Annotated in this window: 21 protein-coding genes; 10 read left to right on the forward strand and 11 right to left on the reverse strand. The window is 60.6% G+C overall.

What is annotated here, in order from left to right; all coding sequences use genetic code 11:
- Window positions 1–28: 28 nt before the first annotated feature.
- Window positions 29–1,735, reverse strand: coding sequence for a potassium/proton antiporter (locus LOKO_RS10400; RefSeq protein ID WP_066448629.1), 1,707 nt, complete (start codon window positions 1,733–1,735; stop codon window positions 29–31).
- Window positions 1,736–1,881: 146 nt separating this feature from the next.
- On the opposite strand from LOKO_RS10400, the gene LOKO_RS10405 reads away from it, so the two are divergent.
- A complete protein-coding gene (locus LOKO_RS10405; protein ID WP_083517545.1) occupies window positions 1,882–3,144 on the forward strand; it encodes an ABC transporter substrate-binding protein in 1,263 nt (420 codons plus the stop codon).
- Window positions 3,145–3,164: 20 nt separating this feature from the next.
- On the opposite strand, the gene LOKO_RS10410 is transcribed toward LOKO_RS10405, so the two are convergent.
- From LOKO_RS10410 to LOKO_RS10420, 3 genes are all read right to left on the reverse strand, one after another.
- Window positions 3,165–3,947: an alpha/beta fold hydrolase gene (locus tag LOKO_RS10410; RefSeq protein ID WP_066448636.1), complete on the reverse strand. Its 783-nt coding sequence runs from the start codon at window positions 3,945–3,947 to the stop codon at window positions 3,165–3,167.
- Window positions 3,948–3,971: 24 nt separating this feature from the next.
- Window positions 3,972–4,643 (reverse strand): 7-cyano-7-deazaguanine/7-aminomethyl-7-deazaguanine transporter, encoded by a 672-nt coding sequence (locus LOKO_RS10415; RefSeq protein WP_066448639.1) that lies wholly within the window; start codon window positions 4,641–4,643, stop codon window positions 3,972–3,974.
- 195 nt (window positions 4,644–4,838) lie between these two features.
- Entirely contained in the window at window positions 4,839–6,749 is a 1,911-nt protein-coding gene (locus LOKO_RS10420; protein WP_066448646.1) for a propionyl-CoA synthetase, read from the reverse strand.
- A gap of 360 nt (window positions 6,750–7,109) precedes the next feature.
- On the opposite strand from LOKO_RS10420, the gene LOKO_RS10425 reads away from it, so the two are divergent.
- A complete protein-coding gene (locus LOKO_RS10425) occupies window positions 7,110–7,430 on the forward strand; it encodes an ArsR/SmtB family transcription factor (RefSeq protein WP_066448648.1) in 321 nt (106 codons plus the stop codon).
- A gap of 15 nt (window positions 7,431–7,445) precedes the next feature.
- On the opposite strand, the gene sohB is transcribed toward LOKO_RS10425, so the two are convergent.
- Window positions 7,446–8,486 (reverse strand): protease SohB, encoded by a 1,041-nt coding sequence (gene sohB / locus LOKO_RS10430; RefSeq protein WP_066448650.1) that lies wholly within the window; start codon window positions 8,484–8,486, stop codon window positions 7,446–7,448.
- A 148-nt stretch (window positions 8,487–8,634) separates the two neighbouring features.
- Between sohB and LOKO_RS10435 the strand changes: the two genes are divergently transcribed.
- Window positions 8,635–8,946 carry an SCP2 sterol-binding domain-containing protein gene (locus LOKO_RS10435; protein ID WP_066448656.1) on the forward strand — a complete coding sequence of 104 codons (312 nt, stop codon included), beginning with the start codon at window positions 8,635–8,637 and terminating at the stop codon, window positions 8,944–8,946.
- 56 nt (window positions 8,947–9,002) lie between these two features.
- On the opposite strand, the gene nudC is transcribed toward LOKO_RS10435, so the two are convergent.
- From nudC to LOKO_RS10455, 4 genes are read right to left on the reverse strand one after another with little or no spacing between them, the layout of a single operon-like run.
- Window positions 9,003–9,779 (reverse strand): NAD(+) diphosphatase, encoded by a 777-nt coding sequence (gene nudC, locus LOKO_RS10440; RefSeq protein ID WP_066448658.1) that lies wholly within the window; start codon window positions 9,777–9,779, stop codon window positions 9,003–9,005.
- Window positions 9,779–10,537, reverse strand: a complete 759-nt coding sequence (dnaQ, locus tag LOKO_RS10445; RefSeq protein WP_066448661.1) for a DNA polymerase III subunit epsilon — start codon at window positions 10,535–10,537, stop codon at window positions 9,779–9,781. Before dnaQ ends, nudC begins: the two co-directional genes overlap by 1 nt.
- A 10-nt stretch (window positions 10,538–10,547) precedes the next feature.
- Entirely contained in the window at window positions 10,548–11,039 is a 492-nt protein-coding gene (rnhA, locus tag LOKO_RS10450; protein WP_066448665.1) for a ribonuclease HI, read from the reverse strand.
- Window positions 11,032–11,820, reverse strand: coding sequence for a methyltransferase domain-containing protein (locus LOKO_RS10455; RefSeq protein WP_066448670.1), 789 nt, complete (start codon window positions 11,818–11,820; stop codon window positions 11,032–11,034). Before LOKO_RS10455 ends, rnhA begins: the two co-directional genes overlap by 8 nt.
- A 212-nt stretch (window positions 11,821–12,032) precedes the next feature.
- On the opposite strand from LOKO_RS10455, the gene gloB reads away from it, so the two are divergent.
- From gloB to LOKO_RS10485, 6 genes are all read left to right on the forward strand, one after another.
- A complete protein-coding gene (gene gloB / locus LOKO_RS10460) occupies window positions 12,033–12,800 on the forward strand; it encodes a hydroxyacylglutathione hydrolase (RefSeq protein ID WP_066448672.1) in 768 nt (255 codons plus the stop codon).
- Window positions 12,801–12,868: 68 nt separating this feature from the next.
- Window positions 12,869–14,020 carry a transglycosylase SLT domain-containing protein gene (locus LOKO_RS10465; protein ID WP_066448674.1) on the forward strand — a complete coding sequence of 384 codons (1,152 nt, stop codon included), beginning with the start codon at window positions 12,869–12,871 and terminating at the stop codon, window positions 14,018–14,020.
- Between the two features lie 108 nt (window positions 14,021–14,128).
- Entirely contained in the window at window positions 14,129–15,964 is a 1,836-nt protein-coding gene (locus LOKO_RS10470) for an extracellular solute-binding protein (protein ID WP_066448676.1), read from the forward strand.
- A 50-nt stretch (window positions 15,965–16,014) separates the two neighbouring features.
- The gene (locus LOKO_RS10475) at window positions 16,015–17,088 is read left to right on the forward strand and encodes a microcin C ABC transporter permease YejB (protein WP_066448678.1); all 1,074 of its coding nucleotides are present in this window, start codon (window positions 16,015–16,017) and stop codon (window positions 17,086–17,088) included.
- 4 nt (window positions 17,089–17,092) lie between these two features.
- Entirely contained in the window at window positions 17,093–18,178 is a 1,086-nt protein-coding gene (locus tag LOKO_RS10480; RefSeq protein WP_066448682.1) for an ABC transporter permease, read from the forward strand.
- Complete coding sequence (locus tag LOKO_RS10485) at window positions 18,171–19,769, forward strand: ABC transporter ATP-binding protein (protein WP_066448683.1); 1,599 nt, start codon at window positions 18,171–18,173, stop codon at window positions 19,767–19,769. Before LOKO_RS10480 ends, LOKO_RS10485 begins: the two co-directional genes overlap by 8 nt.
- Window positions 19,770–19,888: 119 nt before the next feature.
- Here the strand turns inward: LOKO_RS10485 and LOKO_RS10490 are convergent, their stop codons facing one another.
- Together LOKO_RS10490 and LOKO_RS10495 are read right to left on the reverse strand one after the other, a co-directional pair.
- Window positions 19,889–20,590, reverse strand: a complete 702-nt coding sequence (locus LOKO_RS10490) for a pseudouridine synthase (protein WP_066448694.1) — start codon at window positions 20,588–20,590, stop codon at window positions 19,889–19,891.
- On the reverse strand, window positions 20,590–21,405 hold the full coding sequence (locus tag LOKO_RS10495) for an amidohydrolase (RefSeq protein ID WP_066448697.1): 816 nt from the start codon (window positions 21,403–21,405) through the stop codon (window positions 20,590–20,592). The genes LOKO_RS10490 and LOKO_RS10495 overlap by 1 nt, the downstream gene beginning before the upstream one ends.
- Before the next feature lie 129 nt (window positions 21,406–21,534).
- Between LOKO_RS10495 and rarD the strand changes: the two genes are divergently transcribed.
- Window positions 21,535–22,461, forward strand: coding sequence for an EamA family transporter RarD (rarD, locus tag LOKO_RS10500; protein WP_066448700.1), 927 nt, complete (start codon window positions 21,535–21,537; stop codon window positions 22,459–22,461).
- Window positions 22,462–22,477: the final 16 nt, after the last annotated feature.

The following is a 22,477-nucleotide window of genomic DNA, read 5'->3' on the forward strand; positions in this document are numbered from 1 at the left end:
CCCGCCGGCTCCATCCATGGCCAACGGCTCAATAGAGACGCAGACCGACGCGCGTAACCTTGTTGCCTTCCATTTCGCCAACCACCCAGTGTATGCCGTGCCAGTCCACGTCATCCCCTACGACCGGGTGACCACCAACTCTCAGGGAGACGAACTCCCCCAGGGTCATGTCACTTTCCCCAGGGCTCAGGGTCAAGCCATAGACGCCTGCGATATCACGCATCAACGCCTCACCGTCGAAAGTGAAGGTGCCGAAGAAGGCACGCTCCTGCTTGAGCTTGGCATCCCCACTGAAGAGTCGATTCAGCGCAGGCAGATCATCGCTGCGTCCGATCACGCAAATGACATCGCCCAGCTTCAACCGGGTACTGCCCTTGGGGTGGAGCATGGCATGCTGGCGAAACAGCGCCGATATGACGGCGCCTGATGGAAAGCGCAGTAGCCGTATTGGTACATCGTCAAGATCCCGATTGTCGACCTGATAGACGAACATTTCGTAGTCGTTCTCAGGCAGGATGCCCAGCGGCCCACGGTGGTTGGGCGTCACCCCCACCGGAATTTCCACGCGCATCCAGCGTGCCATGAACGGCAGCGTTCCCCCCTGTATGAGCAGTGACATCAATACCACGGCAAAGGCGACGTTGAAGTAGAGCCCTGCGTTCTCGACCCCGCCGATTACCGGAAAAATCGCCAGCACGATGGGTACGGCTCCTCGTAGCCCCACCCAGGAGATGAAGCCGATTTCTCGCCATCGGAACTTGAAAAAGGGCTTGATGGTAACCAGCACCGCCAGAGGCCGAGCCACGAAAATCAATGCAAGGGCTACCAGTGATGCAGGTAACGCATACTCCAGAAGACCGCTGGGACTGACCAGCAAGCCAAGAATGAGGAACAGCCCAATCTGACTCAGCCAGGCAAGGCCGTCATGTACGGGAAGAATGAAATTGAGATGCCGTCCCGGTTGGTTGCCAATCATGAGACCAGTCAGGTAAATCGCCAGGAAGCCACTGCCTCCCAGGATGCTCGTCAGGCCAAAGACGAAAAAGCCCAACGCCAGTGCCAGCAAGGCGTAAAGGCCCGGCGCCAGATCCAGCCAGCGCAACAGCTTGCCACTCAACCAACCGGCGGCAAGGCCAATCAGCACCGCCAAGCCAAATTGAGTGACAAGGAACAGCAGAGTGGAAGACACGCCTCGAATATCACCGACCAGCACTTCAACCAGTAGCAGCGTCAAGAAGATCGCCATGGGATCGTTGGTGCCGGACTCGATTTCCAGAGTAGCACTGACACGTTCGTTGAGATGGACGCCCCGCCCGCTGAGCATCGAGAAGACGGCGGCCGCATCGGTGGAGCCCACGATGGCTCCCACCAACAGGCCCTGGACGAGAGTAAGACCGAACACCCACATGGCAATAAGACCAACCAGGGCGCTGGTAACGAACACACCGAGCGTCGCCAGTGACAAGGCCGGCTTGAATGCGACCCGGAAGGTCTTGAGGCGTGTGCGAAGCCCACCGTCCAGCAGGATCATGGCCAGCGCAAGGTGACCGATAACAAAGGCCAGGGAGTAATCATCGAACCGGATGCCCAGCACCCCCTCCTCGCCTGCCAGCATCCCCAACCCCAGAAAGATCAGTAACAGGGGCAGCCCCACCATGGAGGAGAGGCGGCTGGCCAGCACGCTGAGAGCGATTAGAAAACCGCTCAACAGGAAAAGGGTATTGATGGTGTCCATACAAGTCTCAAGGCGCGGAGCCCATCATTATGACATGCCAGGGAAGGATGAGCAGCGGACGTCGTCGCTGGCCTTCGACCATTCGGCAAGGCTAAACTGGCGCTTCACCGATTGACCGCTACCGCCGCTGGAGACGCACCCATCTCATGGCTAAACCCTATCGATGGTTCGCATTACGCGTTCTGGCCCCACTGGTCGTGTCGCTGAGCCTCACACCGCTCCCTCTTATTGCCGATTCGTCATCGCCGCCCTCTGCCGCCCTGGATGCTCCTCCATTGTCACTGGAAACCGAGGTAACGATTCCTCCATCGGCTTTCTACCGGGCTGAAGCCTTGGCCCAGGATCAGCAGCCGCCGCAGCTCCAGCTACCGCCGCTCATCGAAGGACCTTCTTTCATAGAGTTGTTCCTGCCAAAGACGCCCGCGTCTATCGAAGAAGCAGAAGATGCCGAGATACCCTCCGTCACCAGCACGCCGGCCGAACCGATCGTACCACCACCACTGATCTCCCTGGAGATTACCCTGGATTGGTACCTCAACCTGCAGCATGCCGCCCTGCTGGTAGCACGTGAAAAGGGTATGTTCCTTCGCAGGGGGTTGGATGTGACCCTGGTCAGCCCAGCGGACCCCAATGTCCCGGCCAAGCTGTTGGCGGCCGGCAGAACCGACTTGGCGCTGGGACGGCAACCGCAGCTGCACTTGCTGGCCAACAAGGGGCAGCCCCTGGTTCGTGTTGCCACCCTCATCGGAACCCCAATGGCAGGACTGTTGCTGCGTGCCCCCCTGGTCGGCGACAACGGTGAACTCAGCCTGGAAGGTATACACCTTGGTTATACCGATCTCGACGGGCGCGATATCCTGCTCTCACGGCTATTGGCCAACGTGCTGACGCTGGAGAAAGGGCTGGACCTGGTGGACGCACGGGACGTCCACTACTCGGCGCGGGACACCATCAGGGAGGGCGTTGTCGATGGTGTGATGATCAACCACCGCTTCCTGCTGCCTCGACAACTTCTGGATGAGGGGGTCGCTTCCCATTTCCTGAGCGTCGAAGAGCATGGTATCCCCAGTCATGACGGACTGATCCTGATGGCCAACCGGGACAAGCTGAACGGCAACAAGCGTGAGGCCATCCGCTCGCTTATTTCGGCCATAGAAGAGGCCACCCTCTGGATATTCAACCATCCGGAGCGAGCCTGGGAACTGCTGGCAACGGCAGAGCCGGCGCTGGACGACCCGGCTACCCGTGAGGCCTGGGAACTGATATATCCACGCCTGTCGCTCCAACCAGCCGCCGTTGACCAGGGGCGCTACTATCGCTTCGAACAATACCTGCTCAATGCGGGTGTGTTCGATACAACCACCCCCCTTGAGCGACTCGCCATCGACCTCGGCGCTCCCAATCCTTGAGCCCTACTCCGCGATAGGATTCAAGCCTCCTGGGCATCGAGGAAGGCGCTCACCGCCGACTGAAAAGCCTCGGGCTGCTCGGCATGTAGCCAGTGCCCCGCTTCATCCAGGGTCTTGATCTCGGCTCGGGGCAAGACGCCTCGCAGCACCGGCAGCATCGCATCCGTCACGTAGTCGGATTTCCCCCCGCGTATCACCAGCGTCGGCCCATCAAAGGCACCGTGCCCTGCCGGCGCCTGCATGATGTCATCGTAGCCGGCCATGATCTCGTCTAGGCCGATACGCAGCTCGAGGTTGCCGGTGTTGCCTCGCTGAAGGTTAGTCGCCAGGAATAGACGGGTGGTGCGCTCCTCGACGTGCTCGGCCAACAACTCATCGGCCTCACGACGGTTGCCGGGCTTGCCCTCCTCCAGGCGACGAAGGCCAGCAAATACCGCGCTGTGTCCATGGCTATAGGCCTGAGGAGCGATATCGGCAACGATCAGGGATGCGACGCGTTGCGGAGCCAGCCGTGCGAGCGTAATAACCACCTTGCCGCCCATGGAGTGTCCCAGCAGGTGGGCACGCTCGATGTTGAGCCGATCCATCAGAGCCAGCAGATCCTGCGCCATCGCTGTGTAGCTCATCCCCTGGACATGGGGGGATCGGCCATGGTTGCGAAGGTCCACGGACACGACTCGCCGGTACTCTTGCCACTGCTTGACGTGGCTACGCCAATTGTCGGCGCTTCCCAGTAGTCCATGCACAACGAACAGCGGCGTACCTTCGCCACCGGTGTCCAGGTAGTTGATTTCGACAGTCATCGGGCCTCCAGTGCCAGGTTCAAGTCAGGCACGCTGCGGCGCCAGGTCCTGCTGGCCAGTTAGGGTGACCAGCCGTCGACCAAGCCAGGCCAGCAGCACCCCGTAAAGCGGAAGGAAGAACAGCAGGCTGATGCCAAGCTTGATCACATAGTCCACTGTAGCGATCTCGACCCAGTTGGCTGCCATGAAGGGGTCGGGGCTACGGTAGAAAGCCGAAGCGAAGAAAACCGCGGTATCGGCCAGGTTGCCAAAGACGGTCGATATTGCAGGCGCAATCCACCAGGATTTCAGCCCGCGAAGCCGATCGAAAACCTGGACGTCGAGCAGTTGGCCCAGCACGTAGGCCAGGAAGCTCGCCAGTGCTATCCGTGCCACGAAAAGATTCCACTCGCCCAAGGCCTCCATTCCGGCGAAGCCGCCCCGCGGAAAAACCACCGATATCACATAGGAGATCAACAGTGCCGGCAACATCACTCGCATGACGATGGCACGTGCCGCCTCCTTGCCGAAGAGCCGCACAGTCAGGTCTGTGGCCAGGAAAATGAAGGGAAAGCTGAAGGCCCCCCAGGTGGTATGAAACCCGAACAGAGTGAACGGAAGCTGAACCAGGTAGTTGCTGGCGGCGATGATCAATATATGAAACGTTACCAGCAGAAATAGGCAGCGGCGGTACTGAACTTCGTTCAACACGAACATCGGTTGGTCCTTTTTGACGATCCCGCCAAACGGAATCGTGTCGTTACAGAGCGAGGGGTGAGGGAACCCTCGGAAAGTCGCGGATTATACGTAGGATGGAGGTCAGTGGCCAATAAACCAGTCACCCAACGCGACGACGCCACCCGCTGGGTGGCGTCGTGCAACTCCCGGGCAAAAAGGCTCAGGAAGGATGGCTCAGACCTGGCGTGCCTCATGGGCGGCGCCCACCGAACGATCCTTCATTGCATCGTGGACGTCTTGCAGGCTGGCCGGATCGTCAATGGTCGAGGGAACGCCGTACTCTTTTCCATCCGCAATATTGCGCAGCAGCTTGCGCAGTATCTTGCCGGAGCGCGTCTTGGGCAGGCGGTTGACCACCAAGACCTGCTTGAAGCAGGCAATGGGCCCGATCTTCTCGCGCACCAGGGCAATCAGTTCATTTTCCAGCGCCAGCTCATCTCCCTCGAAGCCATCCTTGGGGATTACAAGCCCCACTGGCACCTGCCCCTTGAGTGAATCATGGATACCGATCACTGCGCATTCGGCGACGGCCTTATGGGCGCCCACGACCTCTTCCATCTCGCCGGTGGACAGGCGATGTCCGGCGATATTGATGACGTCATCGGTACGGCCCATGATGAACAGGTAGCCATCTTCATCGAAGTAGCCACCGTCACCAGTCAGATAGAAACCAGGAAATGCGGCCATGTAGGCACTATGAAACCGCTGAGGATCTCCCCATACACCCACCAGGCAGCCAGGGGGCATGGGCTGCTTGATAACGACGCTGCCCTGCTCCATCGGCTTGGCCTGCTCACCCTCCCGGTCGAGAACCTGCACATCGAAACCGGGAACCGGCACCGTGGCGCTACCTGCCTTTGTCGGCATCGGGTCAAGGCCATGCAGGTTGGCGGCGATGGGCCAACCGGTCTCTGTCTGCCACCAGTGGTCGATCACGGGAACGTCAAGTAGGTCGTCAAGCCAATGGAACGTCGGAGGATCCAGCCGTTCCCCGGCCAGAAACAGCGCCTTCAGGCAGGAAATGTCGTACTGAGCCAAGAGCTTGCCATCAGGGTCCTCCTTCTTGATAGCACGAAAGGCAGTGGGAGCCGTAAAGAAGCTCTTCACGCCATACTCGCTGATCAACCGCCAGAAGGCGCCGGCATCCGGAGTCTTAACCGGCTTGCCTTCGTAAACTACGGTGGTACAGCCTCGCAGCAGCGGGGCGTAGACGATATAAGAGTGCCCCACCACCCAGCCCACGTCCGAGGCGGAAAAGAAAACCTCACCGGGAGCCACGTCGTAAATCGCTTCCATGGAGTAGTGGAGTGCAACGGCATAGCCACCGGTGTCGCGCACCACACCCTTGGGTTTTCCAGTGGTGCCGGATGTGTACAGTACATATAGCGGGTCGCTGCCCTTGACCGGTACACACTCGGCCGGCTCGGCTTTCGCCATCAATTCAGCCCAGTCGTGATCGTTGTCGCCAAGCTCGGCTTGCTGCTGCTCGCGCTGAAGTATCACGCAGGCATCCGGTTTATGCTGGCTCTGCCCGATGGCAGCATCGATGATCGGCTTGTAGGAAATGACACGGTCTATCTCGATGCCGCAGGAGGCAGCCACGACGACCTTGGGCTGGGCATCGTCGATGCGTACCGCCAGCTCATGGGGCGCGAAACCACCGAAGACAACGGAGTGGACTGCTCCCAGCCGCGCGCAGGCATACATTGCCATGAGGGCCTCGGGCACCATGGGCATATAGATGACCACCCGGTCCCCTTTTTCGACGCCTAGCGCTCTCAGGGCCCCGGCGAATAGCGCCACCTGGTCACGCATCTCTCGGTAGGTCACCGTACGCTTGCTCTCGGTAACCGGCGAGTCCCATAGCACCGCCGGTTGCTCGCCACGCCCCTGGTCCACATGGTGGTCCAGCGCGGCATGACAGATGTTCAGCTCACCGTCGACGAACCAGCGTGCATGCTGCTGGTCATCATAGCTGAGAACGGTCTTGGGCGTTGTAAACCAGGGAATGCGGCGAGCCTGCTCGGCCCAGAAGGCTTCAGGCTGTTCGATGGAGCGGTTGAATTCGTTGGTATAGGTGGTCATGAGCGTCCTGTCCGACACGAAGTTGCCTAGGATTGTTGACACTCTAGAGAATTTCTCAGGAATTTCCTTCATACCATCGGCTAATCAAGCCCCAAGCAGCGGTCGAACCGCCCTCATTGTTGACAATAACGACGCATTTACCCGACCTGTATCAATTTTCCGTTGACTCGACGTTTGACAGTTGATGGGCCACTATCAATGATAACTAAATGAGCAATGCCATAAACCACGAAGGGCACTGTCACACCCCTGCCTCCTGCCACAGCCTGCAGTAAGGCTGTTGTCGCAGCCGAGGTAGCCGCCAGAAGCAGCTAGCCTCGGCCTGCATTGCAGCCGGGCAGCCAAACCGGGGAGATCGACATGAGCACCTCGCATAGCAACGCATCCCGCCTGCTCGAAGCCGGCGATGTCGCCATCGACCAGGCCACTGCCCTTCTGAAGGCGCTGGCCAACGACAATCGACTACGCATTCTATGCCTGCTGGATGACTCGGAACTGTCTGTGACCGAGCTCAATCAGCGTCTAGCACTGAGTCAATCAGCCTTGTCGCAACACCTCGCCATCCTGCGCAGGGAGGGGCTGGTGACGACACGCAGAGCCTCACAGACTATCTACTACTCCCTGCAGGGTGAACAAGCCAAAGGGTTGATCGAGACACTGGTCAGGTTGCAGGAGCCATGACAGGCAATAAGGGGATCAGCGTTTCTCCCAGCGGCCAGCATCGAGCCGCTCCATAACCCGGTCGATGCCACCCTCGATCCCCTTCGATACGGCCATGCCGAGCCGTTCACCCATGGGATTGCGCGCTTCCAGCCGCATGCTGATGACTCGCGCCTCTTCCATGCGTGACAGCAAGTATGCCTCGCTGGTGCCCAAGGCATCGACTAGCCCCATATCGAGCGCATCCCGGCCATACCATGTCTCGCCGGTTGCAACCGCCTCGATATCCAGCCTTGGGCGACGCTCGGCAACATGCGACTTGAATAGGTGATGGATGTTTTCCAGGTCCGCCTTGAACTTCTGCCTGCCCTCTTCGGTATTCTCACCGAAGACCGTGAGGGTTCGCTTGTACTCGCCGGCGGTTAGCAGCTCGACATCGATATCGTGCCGCTTGAGGAGCCGATGGAGGTTCGGCAGCTGCGCTACCACGCCGATGGAGCCCAGGACCGCAAAAGGCGCTGCGCGAAGCTGGTCGGCAGCACAGGCCATGAGGTATCCCCCGCTGGCAGCCACCTTGTCGACACAGACCGTCGTTGTCAGGCCTGCCTCACGTAGCCGATCCATCTGGGCCGCGGCAAGGCCATAGGCATGCACCAGTCCGCCGGGTGATTCAAGGCGAACCACCACTTCATCCCCTTGTGTTGCGGCTGCCATGACCGCCGATATCTCTTCGGCGAACTTTCCCACTCCAGATGCCTTTATATCGCCACGAAAATCCAGCACCCAGACGGTCTGACGGGGCTTGCCCGGCTCCTTGCGTCCTTGCCGGCCTTCCGTCTTGTCCTCACGTCGAAATCCCTTGAGTAGTCGCTTGCGAGCGCCCGGCTCACTGGCAGCGAGAGCCAGCCGTCTCCGCCGGTACTCATGTCGCCGGTTGAGCTCCTCGATACGCAGACGCAAGCGGTCGCCTCCTTCGCTCCTGGCTCGGGCCACAATGACCACCACAACCCCCACCAATAGCAGCAGAATCGTCACTTGGGCCGTGAAGCGCCCGATATCAAGCAGCCACTCGTTCACGTTACTCTCTCCGCTTACTGATTGAGCGATTAATACTGACGCCGCCTGCCCCAAGGTACAATGGCCTTGATTAAAACATTCGTTTGAAATACTCTCGCAAGTAGTACCTCACTCCTCCCTTGACTGCTACGACAGAGGAAGCTCTCGCATGTCCAGCAACACTTTCGATAAACTACAAGATCGTTTCGACCCTCAGGCCGCAAAAGGCATGAATGACATTTTCCAGTTTCACTTCAGCGACAATGGCAGCCACTATCTGGTCATCAAGGATGGCAGCCTGGCCATTGAAGAGGGCGAGCACGATGATCCCTCGGTCAGCCTAAGCATGAGCACCGATACCCTGAAGGGTGTTATGAATGGCGAGATCAACGGCATGACCGCCTTCATGACAGGTAAGCTCAAGGCAACCGGTAATGTCATGCTGGCAACCAAGCTGACGAGCCTCTTCCCGTCACGCTGATACGGCGCAGCAACGAGACACCCACGCGGGCCGCCATATGGCGGCCCGCGCGATTTTTATCGAAGACTGCCCTTCACCTCGGCGAGATGCGTCTCGATCAGGGCTCGTGAGATGGAATAGGGTGGCGGCAGCTGAGGTAGGCGCTCGGGCATGAACCAGGCGGCATCGGCTATCTCGACACCATCAATTCGTATACGCCTGGTAGCGGCTTCTGCGAAGAAACCCAGCATCAACGCATGGGGAAACGGCCAGGCCTGGCTGCGGTAGTAGCGTATTCGTCCCACCGTGAGCCCCACCTCCTCGTATATCTCACGACGAACAGCCTCCTCGGCCGACTCGCCAGGCTCGATGAAGCCAGCCAGCGTAGAGAAACGTCCCGCAGGAAACCGAGGGCTCCTCGCCAGTAGCATGGCATCGCCATGTGTCACCAGCGTAATGATGCAAGGGGAAATTCTGGGATAGTTACGCAGCCCACAGGACTGGCAGTGCATGGCAAACTCGGAATCCAGCTGTGACGCTCCGGCTCCGCAGCGGCCGCAGAACCGATGATCGCGAAGCCAGGAAGACACCTGAAGAGCCGTGGAGAGCAGCGGGAACCAGGACTCGGGCAGCCTGGCCAACCACTGCCTGCCATCCGGCCAACTCTCGTCACCCTGTCCTTCCACTGACAGGGCCACTGGGTCGTCGTGCCAGTAGCATAGCGGCTGCATGGTCGCCGTCCACTCCTGTGCCGGCTGCAGGGGAGATCCATCCGGTCCCGGCGCGATACGGCCAGAGCCAATCCGGATGACCCGACCACCAACCTCACCGAAGGGAAGGTCGCGGCGCAGCATCAGCTCGACTTTTCTGCGAGATCACGTGCCGAGGCAAGCTCATCCCAGTGGCAAGAGCCAGCAGCCTGACGGATCTGCTCGAGCTTGGCCTGATGGGCGACCAACTCCTCCGCGCCAGGGCGCAGAACGCTCAGGCTGGCCGTCGATGACAAACGCCGAATCGACAACCCCCCGGCCATGGCGTCATCGGCACGTCGCTCTTCGGCATCCAGTGTCAGGGCCGTCTGGCCGCCGGTCATGGCGAGGTAGACCTCGGCCAGGATCTCGGCATCCAGCAGGGCCCCGTGGAGTACACGGCGGCCGTTGTCGATCTCGTAGCGCTTGCATAGCGCATCGAGGTTGTTGCGCTGCCCTGGGTGACGGTCACGAGCCAGACGCAGAGTGTCCAGAATGGAGCAGTGCTCAGCAACCGGGCCAAGGCGTGGCTCAGGGCGCTGGGCGTGCAGCATCATCAGTTCGTGATCGATGAAGCCCACATCGAAGGCCGCGTTATGAATCACCAGTTCGGCACCGACGATGAAGTCCCAGAACGCATCGGCTATCTCGGCGAATACCGGCTTGTCGTCCAGGTCGTCGTTGGTGATGCCATGGACCGCGATGGCTTCGGCCTCGATTTCGCGCTGCGGATTGATGTATTGATGGTAGGTCTGTCCGGTAAGGCGGCGGTTCACCAGCTCCACGGCACCGATCTCTATCAGCCGGTGCCCTTCCTTGGGGTCGATACCGGTTGTTTCCGTATCCAGTACAATCTGACGCATGACACATGACTCACGATGATTTGATGACGACGCCTGGTTTGGCGCGATGGGCATCGATGGCGGCATTGGCCAGCGCATCGGCACGCTCATTACCCGGATGACCGCTATGACCCTTCACCCAGTGCCACTGCACCTGATGCCGGCTGGCCTCCTCCAATAGCTCTCGCCACAGCTCAGCGTTCTTGACCGGCTGTCGGCTGGCTGTCTTCCAGCCACGCTTCATCCAGCCATGGATCCACTCGGTAATCCCCTTTCGCAGGTATTCGGAGTCAGTCCAGAGATCAACCCGGCATGGCTGCTTGAGCTCACGCAGCGACATGATGGCCGCCATCAGCTCCATGCGATTGTTGGTGGTATCGGCTTCGAAACCATTGAGGGTCTTTTCGTGCCTGCCACTGGACAGCACCGCTCCCCAGCCGCCCGGCCCCGGATTTCCTCGGCATGCCCCATCGGTATAGATGGTGACACTGGGTAACGGCTTGGCTTGATCGGAATCACTCAACCTCGGTGGTCCTTCTGCTCGGTTCTTCTACTGCGGGACGCCCGACTCGGGATGCATGGCCCAGGGAACTGCCACCCAACGCGCCACCGAGGCGAAGACGGGGGCGCTGAACCTGAGCCAGCTTCGTGCGGCGACGGGCGCGAATGATATAGCTGTCCCCCAACGGCACGTTATGACGTCGCCCCAGGGTCTCCAGGGCGGCGTTACCCGGCATGCTGCCAGGGAGGTGAAAGCCACAGTAGTCTACCCGTTCGATTCGGAAATCCACAAATGCCAGCCAATCGCGCAGCTTGGCCGGTGTTCGCCACTGCCCTCGCCACGGTAGTCGACGCCGTCGGCCCGGCGAGAGTCGCGATAGCCCAGCTACACCAAGTGGCGCCCAGCCGAAAATGATCAGACAGCCATCGTCGCTGGTAACCCTTGCAGTCTCTTGCAAGAGACGATGGGGGTTAGGCACGATTTCCAGCAGATGGTGGATGATAACCAGCTGCAGACTTTCGTCTGGCAGTGCCAGCGCATCAGGGGGGCAGACCAGGGTCGAAGGCTGCTCGGCCAGTTCCACGGTCGGCGCCCAGCGCATGCTGTGGTGAATGGGTGACATATCGGTAAGGGTGGGCCCCATTCCCAGCTCAAGGCTATGGAGCCCATGCAGTCGCTCACAGACAGGCCCCAGGCACGCCCGCTCGGCTCGCCAGTGGGCAACCCCATCGGGACTCGACCAATAGCGGCGCCCTTCTCGAAACAGTTGAGCCAGCGCCAGCAGGTCCTGTGAATTTGACATTGGCTACAACACCCTCCATTATCACCGGTTTTGCGGGCAATTTACAGCAAAATGGCAGTGTTTGGCCGCCATGCAATGGCTTCCGGCTATCGCTTGCATCGCTGCCCTGCGCATCGAAATGATGCGTATACGTTGATTAGAGCGGCTTGCAAGAACGTAGTCCTGTACCCTGCAACACCACCGGTTGACGACGCGACGAGGACGTTAGGCCTATGCTGAGCGTGACACCGATTCCCGCTTTTGGCGACAACTATATATGGCTAATGCGCCAGGACACGAGCCCCGATGTCTGCATAGTGGACCCCGGCGATGCCGCTCCAGTCATTAAGATACTGGAGCGGGACAAGCTGAATCTCACCAGCGTTCTCATCACTCATCACCACCATGACCATGTCGGCGGCCTTGCGGAACTCATCGAGCGCTACTCTCCCCATGTCATCGGTCCACAGAACCCCCAGATAGCAGGCATTGACGAACGGGTAGGCCAGGGTGACACCTGCCGCGTCATGGGGCGCCTGTTTGAGGCCATGGAAGTACCGGGGCATACCCTGGATCATATCGCCTTCTTCACGGCTGGTATTCCCCCCCTGCTGTTCTGTGGCGACACCCTTTTCTCGGCAGGGTGCGGTCGCCTCTTCGAAGGCTCACCGGAACAGATGCACAACTCCCTGCAAGCTCTCGCCAGCTTGCCCGACGACACCCTGGTCTTCGCCGCCCACGAATATACTCAAGCCAATCTGGATTTCGCCAGCGCCGCGGACCCGAACAACCCCGACGTCGCTACGGCACTCAAGGAAACCCAGCGAGCGCGTGCTCTCGATCGCCCCACCCTGCCCAGCAACCTGGGGCGCGAGAGAAGGATCAACCCTTTCCTGCGTTGCGCCGACCCGGCAGTCCGCGCAGCCGCCTCGCAGCACGGCGATACCGATACCGACCAGGCCACTTTCGCGACCCTGCGGGCCTGGAAAGACAGTTTCTGAATTCGACGCATCCCATGGAAGCCTGGCGGCCTACCGTCATGCCGCCCTAGCGACCTGAAGGAGAACGCATGACATACCTTACCGCTCGACGAAAGGCAATCGGCCTCGCCAGCAGCCTTGCCCTGCTGGGAGCATTGGCTGTCGGCGCACAGAGTCAGGCTGCTCCCCACCCCGGAGCCAGCAATACCTATACGACTGTCCATTTCTGGAACGATCTCCAGCTTGAGTTCCTTCCCGGCGACACCTGGGAGCGGTTGCGCGACAACCTTCAATGGCTTGATCGCAGCCATGATGCGCGCGTCCAGCACTGGATCGAATACTATCGCGCCAACCCGTCCAACGTGGTCTCGATCATCGAGCGGGCCCGACCCTGGATGGCCTGGATCAGCGAGAAAGTGGAGACCCGCGGCCTGCCGGGCGAAATCGCGCTGATCCCCTTCGTGGAGAGCTCCTTCGACCCCACGGCGCGCAGTCATCGCGGCGCCGCCGGGCTTTGGCAATTCATGCCCGGCACAGGCGACGCCCTGGGCCTGAGCCGGCGCAATGGCTACGATGGTCGTCTCGATGTCGTGGCCTCGACCGAGGCTGCCCTGGATTACATCGAGCTGCAGGCGGAACAGTGGTATGAGGGTGACCTCGAGCTCTCCCTCGCTGCCTACAATGCCGGTGCCGGGACCGTGAACCGGGCACGACACGCTGCCGGCGCCCGTGGAGAGCCTACGGACTACTGGCACCTGCAGCTGCCCAACGAAACCATGAACTATCTGCCAAAGCTCAATGCCATTGCGGCCATCATTGCCGACCCCGAGGCCCACGGCATCGACTTGCCGGAAATCGACGACGCGCCGGCCTTTGCCAAGATAACGGTGGAGACACCGATCAACCTCGGCCAACTGGCCACCATGTCTGGCGTGGACCGAGACGATCTCTCGGCTCTCAATCCCGGCCTGACCAATGGTAGCGCGCACCCCGCCACGGCTGACGTCATTCTGGTGCCAGTCGAGCATGAAGAAACCGTCCTGGCCCATCTTTCGACTCCAGCAACGCCGAGTACCGGGGCGCAGCAGCATGTGGTCACACGAGGCGACAGCCTTTCGTCGATCGCCGCCCTGCATGGCAGCAGCGTGGAAGAGATCCGCCAGCATAACGGACTCAACGGCGACTTGATTCATGAAGGTCAACGCCTGGATATTCCGCGACGCAGCCTTGCCGCTCGTTGACTCCTGGCCTCATGAAATTCGATGGGATAGGTTTACAAGCAACGGAAGGACTGACACCTTAAGGCGGCACCCCTCCTGCCGGGGCATGTTTCAGCAAGGATGTCATCGATGCGGTTCGTTTTACGTTGCCTCTTCCTAACTGCTCTGGCCTCGGGCTGGGTTTCGTCGACACTGGCGGGCGAGCACGCCACCATACCCACGGTGCACGGCCTTGCGCTCTATGATGAGCCGGCCCTGGATGCTGACTTTGCCTATTTCCCCTACGTCAATCCGGATGCTCCCAAGGGGGGCAGCCTGATCCGTGCGGCCGTAGGCAGCAGTTTCGACTCGACCAATCCGTTCATTATCCGCGGCACACCCGGCATCGGTATCGGCGAGATCTATGACACCCTGCTGGTGGAAAACGTCGATGAACCTTTCAGTGTCTACGGCCTGCTGGCCGAAGGCATACGCCTTGACCCCGACCGTTTCTGGATAGAGTTCGACCTTCGTCCCGAGGCACGCTTCCATGACGGCGAGCCCGTCACCTCCGAGGACGTGGTCTTCAGCTTCAATCTGCTGGTGGAGGAAGGCAACCCGTTCTATCGAGGCTACTACGCCGATGTGGAGAGTGTCGAAGCGTTGAACCGCCATACCGTCCGCTTCGAGTTCGCCACCAACCACTCCCGCGAGCTGCCCTTGATCGTGGGCCAGCTGCCGATCCTGCCAAAGCACTACTGGGAAGAGCGGGACTTCACTGCGCCGACCCTGGCACGCCATCCCGGCTCCGGCCCCTATCGCCTCGCCGAGGTGGAACCCGGCCGGCGCATTGTCTATCAAAGGGTGACGGATTACTGGGGCGCCGAGCTGCCCGTCAATCGCGGACGCCACAATATCGACCGACTGATCTACGACTATTATCGCGATCGCGATATCGCCTGGGAGGCCTTCAAGGCCGGCGTCATGGACTATCGCACCGATGCCCGTGCCGCCACCTGGGCCATCGGTTACGACTTTCCCGCCTACAACGACGGCCTGGTGAAACGGATTACCGTACCGGACGGGCAGCCGTCACGCATGCAGGCTTTTGTCTTCAACCTGCGAGAGGAAAAATTCCAGGACGTCCGCGTGCGCGAGGCGCTCAATCTCACCTTCGACTTCCCCTGGCTTAATGCCAATCTATTCTACGACTCCTACAGCCGGACAGAGAGCTACTTCCAGAACTCCGAGATGGCCGCCGAGGGGCTGCCGAGCGAGGCGGAACTCGCCCTGCTCGAGCCGCATCGTGACGACTTGCCCGAGCGGGTCTTCGACAGCGAGCTGCCCATCGACCATCCCACCGAGCTACGTGAACGCCTGCGCCTAGCCTACGAGCTGCTGCTGGAGGCGGGCTACGAATTTCGGGGTGGGGTCCTGGTGGATGGCGATAGCGGCCGCCCGCTGTCCGTCGAGGTCATGCTGTTCGACAGCGGCCTGGAGCGGGTCGTGCAGCCCATGCTGCGCAACATGTCACGCCTCGGCATACAGGGCAGCCTGCGCATCGTCGATATCAACCAGTACCTCAACCGCCTGAGAAGCTTTGACTTCGAGATCATCACCGGGCAGTTTCCCCAGTCCAACAACCCCGGCAACGAACAGCGCGAATTCTGGACGAGCGACTTCGCCGAGAGCCCTCAGAGCCGTAACCTGATGGGGCTGCAGAGCCCCGTGGTCGATGAGCTGGTGGAGCGTCTGATACGGGCCGACAGCCGGAGCGAACTCAACACCGCCGCCCGCGCCCTGGACCGGGTGCTGCTGTGGAACTTCATTACCATCCCCCACTACCATTCCGGCGAGACGCGAATTGCCGTCTGGGACAAGTTCGGCTACCCCGAGCCCTTCCCCAAGTACGGCTTCGACCTCTCGGCCTGGTGGGTCGACAGCGAACGGGAAGACGAAATCAACCGACGTCTTCGCCGTCGATAAGCCGTGCGGATACTCAGAGTCACTGCTGCTTTCATAAGGATGACCCCATCGTGAGCCGCTACATCCTGCGCCGACTGCTGCTGATGATCCCGACCCTGATCGGGATCATGCTGCTCAATTTCATTATCGTGCAGGCCGCCCCGGGCGGGCCCATAGACCAGATGATGGCGCGGTTCGAGGGTATGGACGCGATGGCCAGCACCCGGCTGGATGCTGGCGGCGGCGACGTCGTGGTGCGGGACGAATCACGCGGCGCTCGCGGCGTGGACCCACGCTTCATCGAACAGCTCGAACAGCAGTTCGGTTTTGACCAGCCCGCCCATATCCGCTTCCTGGGGATGATGCGCGACTATGCCACCTTCGACTTCGGCAACAGTTTCTTCCGCGATCGACCGGTCGTCGAACTGATGATAGAGCGATTGCCGGTGTCGATTTCCCTCGGCCTCTGGACCACGCTGCTGGTCTACCTGATATCGATTCCGCTGGGCATTCGCAAGGCACTGCATCATGGCTCACGGTTCGACGTCTGGACCTCGGGGCTGGTCATCGTGGGCTACGCCATCCCCGGCTTTCTGTTTGCCATCCTGCTCATCGTACTGTTTGCAGGGGGCAGCTACTGGGACTTCTTTCCCCTGCGCGGCCTCACTTCGCCGGATTTCCATGAGCTCTCAACCTGGGGCAAGATCAAGGATTACTTCTGGCACATCACCCTGCCGGTAGTGGCCATGACGGTCGGCAGCTTCGCCACCCTGACCATGCTGACCAAGAACAGCTTCCTCGACGAGATCCACAAGCAGTATGTGCTGACCGCCCGAGCCAAGGGCGCCAGTGACCGTCGCACGCTCTATGGCCATGTGTTCCGCAACGCCATGCTGATCATCATCGCCGGCATGCCCGGCGCGCTGATCACGATCTTCTTCACCGGATCGCTGTTGATCGAGGTGATCTTCTCTCTGGAAGGGTTAGGTCTCCTGGGGTTCGAGGCGGTGATGCAGCGCGACTACCCGGTGATCTTCGGCACGCTGTTCCTCTATACCCTGATCGGGCTGGTCCTCAAGCTGGTTTCCGATCTCACCTATGTCTGGGTGGATCCACGTATCGATTTCGAGACCCGGGAGTCCTGAGCCAATGACCCTTGCGTTCACCTCCAAGCTCTCCCCCATCACCCGGCGACGCATCAGCGTCTTTCGTCAGAACCGGCGGGCCCGGGTGTCGCTGTGGATCTTTTTGGTGCTGTTTGGCCTCAGCCTTCTCGCCGAGCTGATCGCCAACGACAAGCCCATCGTGATGCAGTTCGATGGGCAGTGGTATACCCCCCTGCTGGTGGATTACCCCGAAACCGAGTTCGGCGGGTTCCTGCCGACACGCACCGACTACCACGACCCGTTCATACAAGCGCAGATCGAGGATCACGGCTGGGCGCTCTGGCCACCGATCCCGTTCTCCTACCAGACCCTGGACATGCAGATGATGCGCCCCTCGCCATCCCCCCCCGACAGGCGGCATTGGCTGGGTACCGATGACCAGGGACGCGATGTCCTGGCCCGGGTCATCTATGGCTTTCGTTTGTCGGTGTTCTTCGCCCTAGTGCTGACTGCCGGCTCCCTGGTGATGGGCGTGCTCATCGGCGGCATACAGGGGTATTTTGGTGGCAAGACCGACCTGGTCGGCCAACGCCTGACAGAGATCTGGTCGGGGCTGCCGGTACTGTTTCTCCTGATCATCCTGGCCAGCCTGGTGCAGCCCGGCTTCTGGTGGCTGCTGGGCATCATGCTGCTCTTCTCCTGGCTGGGACTGGTGGACGTGGTACGCGCCGAATTCCTGCGGGCACGCAACCTGGAGTATGTGCGTGCCGCCAAGGCCATGGGCCTACCCTCGCGTCTGATCATGTGGCGTCACGTCCTGCCCAACGCCATGGTAGCGACACTGACCTTCATTCCCTTCCTGTTCACCGGTGCCATCACCACATTGACCGCTCTGGATTTCCTCGGCTTCGGCCTGCCGCCCGGCGCGCCGTCACTGGGGGAACTGGTAGCCCAGGGCAAGAACAACCTGCACGCACCATGGCTTGGGATAACCGCCTTCATCAGTCTGTCGCTAATGCTGTCGCTGCTCGTCTTCATCGGCGAGGGGCTACGCGATGCCTTCGATCCGCGCCATATTCAACACGCCCCGAGTGCCACCCCCTTGACCAGGACTCAGCCCAATGCCTGAATCGCATTCACGAGACTTGCTGCGTTTCGACAAGCTGACCATCGCCTTCGATGGCGTGCCTGTACTGCATGAACTGTCCCTCAAGGTGCGTCGTGGTGAAACCGTCGCCCTGGTGGGGGAATCCGGTTCCGGAAAGTCGGTATCGGCACTGGGCGCCATGAACCTGCTACCCGACAATGCTCAGGTGCAGGGTGGCCGGTGGCTGGGCGAAACGGACCTGACTCGGCTCAGGAATCGCGACTGGCAGGGGCTTCGTGGTGGGCGTGTCGGATTCATCTTTCAGGAACCGATGACGTCGCTCAATCCGCTGCACACGGTTGCCAAGCAGATCGGAGAGACACTGCGGCTGCATCAGGGACTTTCCGGCCGGGCGGCACGCGAACGCACGCGCAAGCTGCTGGAGCAGGTGAAGCTGCCACGCCCGGATGAGCTGCTAGATGCCTGGCCACACCAGCTCTCCGGCGGCCAGCGACAGCGGGTGATGATCGCCATGGCCATTGCCAATGACCCCGAACTGCTTATCGCCGACGAGCCCACTACCGCGCTCGACGTCACCGTTCAGCAGGACATTCTTGCCTTGCTCGCCGATCTGCGCGATCGCCACGGCATGGGCATGCTCTTCATCACCCATGACCTCAACCTGGTTCGGCGGCATGCCGATCGGGTCTGCGTGCTCTACAATGGACGGGAGCAAGAGACCGGTCCGGTTTCCGAGGTCTTCCACTCCCCCCGTAGCGACTATACCCGTACCCTGCTGGAAGCCGAACCCACCGGGCACCCGTCACCGGTGCCTGCCGGAGAACCGCTGATCAGCGGGCGTGGCGTGACGGTCAGTTTCCAGCGGCCAAGGCGGCTGTTTGCCAAGCGTGCGCCAGCCTTCGTGGCAGTCAAACCGGTGGACCTGCACATCGCCCCCGGCGAGACCCTGGGCATCGTCGGGGAATCAGGCTCCGGCAAGACCACTCTGGCCATGGCACTACTACGACTCACGCCCTGTGACGGCGAGATCGACTTCGGTGGCGAACGTCTCGACCGCTTGAGCGGTAACGCACTGCGCAAGCGCCGACGCCGCTTCCAGGTCGTCTTCCAGGACCCCTATGGCTCACTATCCCCTCGCCTGCCAGTCTCGGAAATCGTCAGTGAGGGACTGCGTTTTCACTATCCTAAACTCACGGAAAGCGAGGTCTTGCAACGGGTTCAAGCCACGCTCCACGAGGTCGGCCTACCCGCCGATTGTGCCGCACGCTACCCCCATGAGTTTTCAGGAGGCCAGCGTCAGCGCATCGCCGTAGCCCGGGCGCTCATTCTCGAACCCGAACTGGTGATACTTGACGAGCCAACTTCGGCGCTTGATCGAACCGTACAGAAGCAGCTCGTGGAACTGCTTCGCGACCTGCAGGCTCGCAGAGGGTTGAGCTATCTCTTCATCAGCCATGATCTTGCTGTCGTGCGTGCCATGGCCCATCGGGTGATGGTGCTGAAGGACGGCGAACTGATAGAGGAAGGCGACTGCCATGATGTGCTCGAGAGCCCAACCAGTGACTACACGCGGGCGCTGGTCAAGGCGGCGGGTCTACGTAGAGACAGCTGATAAGGACAGTCACTGATGACTTTGCCGGCATTACAAGAAACAGAATGCGGCAGCAGCGGAAGGTAACGGTATAAATATCGTTTCGCGCCACCCCGCCGCGGTGAAGCCCACGGCCGGAATCAGGTAAAAGCCGCGACCTCTTCATCGCTCAGTTCCCGCCACTCTCCCGGCGCCAGCGCATCGAGGCTCAACGGCCCGATGGCGACTCGGTGGAGCGCTTCCACCCGGTTGCCGATGGCGCCGAACATGCGCTTTACCTGATGATACTTGCCCTCGTAGAGCGTCAACTCGGCGTCGAACGGGCCCAACATGGACAGCTCCGCAGGTCGCGTTGGTTTCTCCTCCCCGTCGAGCAGGACCCCTTCCGCAAAGCCGGCCACTGCGCTTTCCAACGCCTCACCCTCGAGAGGGTCAGCCAGGGTGACCCGATAGACCTTGCCACAGCGCTTGCGTGGGGACGTGACACGGTGAGACCACTGCCCATCGTCGGTCAGCAGGACCATGCCGGTGGTATCGACATCGAGCCGTCCCACTGTCTGCAAGCGCTCGCTCCTGGGCAGGTCAATCAGTTCGATCGCCCTGGGATATAGCCCACGGCGGGCGCTGCACTCCACGCCGGCTGGCTTGTTCAGCATGATATAACGCAGCCCCACCAGCACCAGGGGTTCCTCTCCCCAGCACACGCGATCCTGTTCGCCAACCTGCAGCGCCGGTTGCTTGGTCACTTCGCCGTTGACGCTGACTTCACCCCGATGAAGCGCCTTCTTGGCCAGGCTGCGGGTCAGGTCTGTGGTCTCGGAAAGAAATCGGTCGAGCCGCATCAGAACCCAACTCCATCGGCGACATTGAAATGATCGGCATCCCGCCATGCCGGAAATTTCTCACGGAAGGCATCGAGCTCGGAGCGGGAAAGCACTCCGGTCTTGATGAAGGGCTGGTCTCGGGGTTCATCGATCACTGCCTCACCCTTGAAATCCACCAGCATCGAGTCGCCGGCGTAGGCCATGCCATTGGCGTCTTCCCCGACACGATTGACGCCGATCACCGGGCACAGGTTCTCGATCGCCCGCGCCTGGAGCAGAATGCGCCAGGGATGACGTCGCGGGGCCGGCCAATTGGCCACGCAGAGCAGGGCATCATATTCGAAATGTTCATCAGTGGCGGGTTGCTGCCTTAGCCAGACGGGGAAGCGGAGGTCATAGCAGACGCTCAGCAGGATGCGAAAGCCCTTTAGGGTGACGATCACACGTTCATGCCCCATGGAGTAACGCTCATGCTCGCCGGCCATGCGAAACAGGTGACGCTTGTCATAATGAACACGACTGCCATCCGGTCGCGCCCAGATCAGACGGTTGAAATAGTTTTCGCGCTCTACCACGGCCACACTACCGGTCACCACGCAACCACGGTCGATGGCCTGCTGCTGGATCCAGGCCACGGCACGGCTCTCATCCATGGGCTCGGCCATTTCACGGGAGTTCATGGTGAAGCCAGTCGAGAACATCTCCGGCAAAACGATCAGGTCGGTCTGCGAACCATCGAGTTCGCCCAATTCCTCTTCCAGCATGCGGCAGTTCGCATCCGGATCTTCCCAACGCAGGTCGCACTGGACCAGTGTCGTACGCAACTCGCTCATCTCGGCTTCCCTTGGTGACTCGCCATCTGTACAGCCTAACTCAGCAGGGCTGTGTCGTCAGCCAGCGCGCCAGCATGGAAATGCGACAAATAGCCTGCTAAGTTATTGCTTTCGCCAAGAGACGATGGAATGGTCGCCAAGCCCCTCTCCGACCCTGAAGCCACCAAGGGTGTTGCCTTCGGGCTTACCGCCTATGTGATGTGGGGGTGTTTTCCGCTGTTCTTCGCCCTGTTCCAGGGTGTGCCCGCCTACGAGATTTTGATCCACCGCGTCATCTGGTCGTGTCTCTTCCTGGTGGGGCTTGTCACGGTGATGAAGCGCTGGCATCCGATACGGCAGGCGCTGGCCGAACCCAGGCGTCTCGGTCGTGTACTCGGCTGCGCCGTGTTGATTGCGATCAATTGGGGGCTTTATATCTATTCCGTGGAGACCCGCCAGGTCTTCCAGGCAAGCCTGGGGTATTTTCTAACGCCGCTAGTCAATGTGGCGCTCGGGATGCTGGTGCTTCGCGAACGCATGGCTGGCTTGCAAAGCCTGGCCGTACTGCTTGCCGCGACGGCTATCGTGATACAGCTGCTGCTTCTGGGGGAACTGCCCTGGATCAGCCTGACCCTGGCACTATCCTTCGGCACCTATGGCCTGCTGCGCAAGCAGGTCCCTCTTGACGGCCTTTCCGGCCTCTTCGTCGAGACCCTGCTGCTGCTGCCCTTGGGCCTGATGGCGCTCTCCTGGTTGTCGATGGCCGACCTTTCCCATTTTCTCGACACACCTCGAATCACCCTGCTGTTGATAGCCAGCGGAGTGATTACCGCCCTGCCTTTACTCGCTTTCGCCGGCGCCGCACGGCGGCTGCGTCTGGCAACGCTTGGTTTTCTGATGTATCTGAACCCCACCATTCAGTTCTTCATCGCCCTGCTGGTGTTTCGCGAGCCACTCTCCCCGATCCAGCTGGTCACCTTCGTGCTGATCTGGGTCAGCCTGGCGCTTTACTCCTGGTCGGCGTGGCATACCCGTTCCCGACCACCGCTGGCTCCGGCCGGCACCCAGTCGAAATGACAGGGAAGCGCCGCCT

This window comes from Halomonas chromatireducens, from assembly GCF_001545155.1.
In the GTDB taxonomy this organism is placed as follows: domain Bacteria; phylum Pseudomonadota; class Gammaproteobacteria; order Pseudomonadales; family Halomonadaceae; genus Halomonas; species Halomonas chromatireducens.

Coding starts and splice junctions, on each gene's coding strand:
- LOKO_RS10400 (WP_066448629.1), bottom strand. CDS start 1,735: ATGGACACCATCAATACCCTTTTCCTGTTGAGCGGTTTTCTAATCGCT.
- LOKO_RS10485 (WP_066448683.1), top strand. CDS start 18,171: ATGCCTGAATCGCATTCACGAGACTTGCTGCGTTTCGACAAGCTGACC.
- gloB (WP_066448672.1), top strand. CDS start 12,033: ATGCTGAGCGTGACACCGATTCCCGCTTTTGGCGACAACTATATATGG.
- LOKO_RS10435 (WP_066448656.1), top strand. CDS start 8,635: ATGTCCAGCAACACTTTCGATAAACTACAAGATCGTTTCGACCCTCAG.
- LOKO_RS10465 (WP_066448674.1), top strand. CDS start 12,869: ATGACATACCTTACCGCTCGACGAAAGGCAATCGGCCTCGCCAGCAGC.
- LOKO_RS10405 (WP_083517545.1), top strand. CDS start 1,882: ATGGCTAAACCCTATCGATGGTTCGCATTACGCGTTCTGGCCCCACTG.
- LOKO_RS10420 (WP_066448646.1), bottom strand. CDS start 6,749: ATGACCACCTATACCAACGAATTCAACCGCTCCATCGAACAGCCTGAA.
- LOKO_RS10470 (WP_066448676.1), top strand. CDS start 14,129: ATGCGGTTCGTTTTACGTTGCCTCTTCCTAACTGCTCTGGCCTCGGGC.
- LOKO_RS10490 (WP_066448694.1), bottom strand. CDS start 20,590: ATGCGGCTCGACCGATTTCTTTCCGAGACCACAGACCTGACCCGCAGC.
- LOKO_RS10495 (WP_066448697.1), bottom strand. CDS start 21,405: ATGAGCGAGTTGCGTACGACACTGGTCCAGTGCGACCTGCGTTGGGAA.
- dnaQ (WP_066448661.1), bottom strand. CDS start 10,537: ATGCGTCAGATTGTACTGGATACGGAAACAACCGGTATCGACCCCAAG.
- rarD (WP_066448700.1), top strand. CDS start 21,535: ATGGTCGCCAAGCCCCTCTCCGACCCTGAAGCCACCAAGGGTGTTGCC.
- LOKO_RS10455 (WP_066448670.1), bottom strand. CDS start 11,820: ATGTCAAATTCACAGGACCTGCTGGCGCTGGCTCAACTGTTTCGAGAA.
- LOKO_RS10480 (WP_066448682.1), top strand. CDS start 17,093: ATGACCCTTGCGTTCACCTCCAAGCTCTCCCCCATCACCCGGCGACGC.
- LOKO_RS10415 (WP_066448639.1), bottom strand. CDS start 4,643: ATGTTCGTGTTGAACGAAGTTCAGTACCGCCGCTGCCTATTTCTGCTG.
- LOKO_RS10410 (WP_066448636.1), bottom strand. CDS start 3,947: ATGACTGTCGAAATCAACTACCTGGACACCGGTGGCGAAGGTACGCCG.
- LOKO_RS10425 (WP_066448648.1), top strand. CDS start 7,110: ATGAGCACCTCGCATAGCAACGCATCCCGCCTGCTCGAAGCCGGCGAT.
- nudC (WP_066448658.1), bottom strand. CDS start 9,779: ATGCTGCGCCGCGACCTTCCCTTCGGTGAGGTTGGTGGTCGGGTCATC.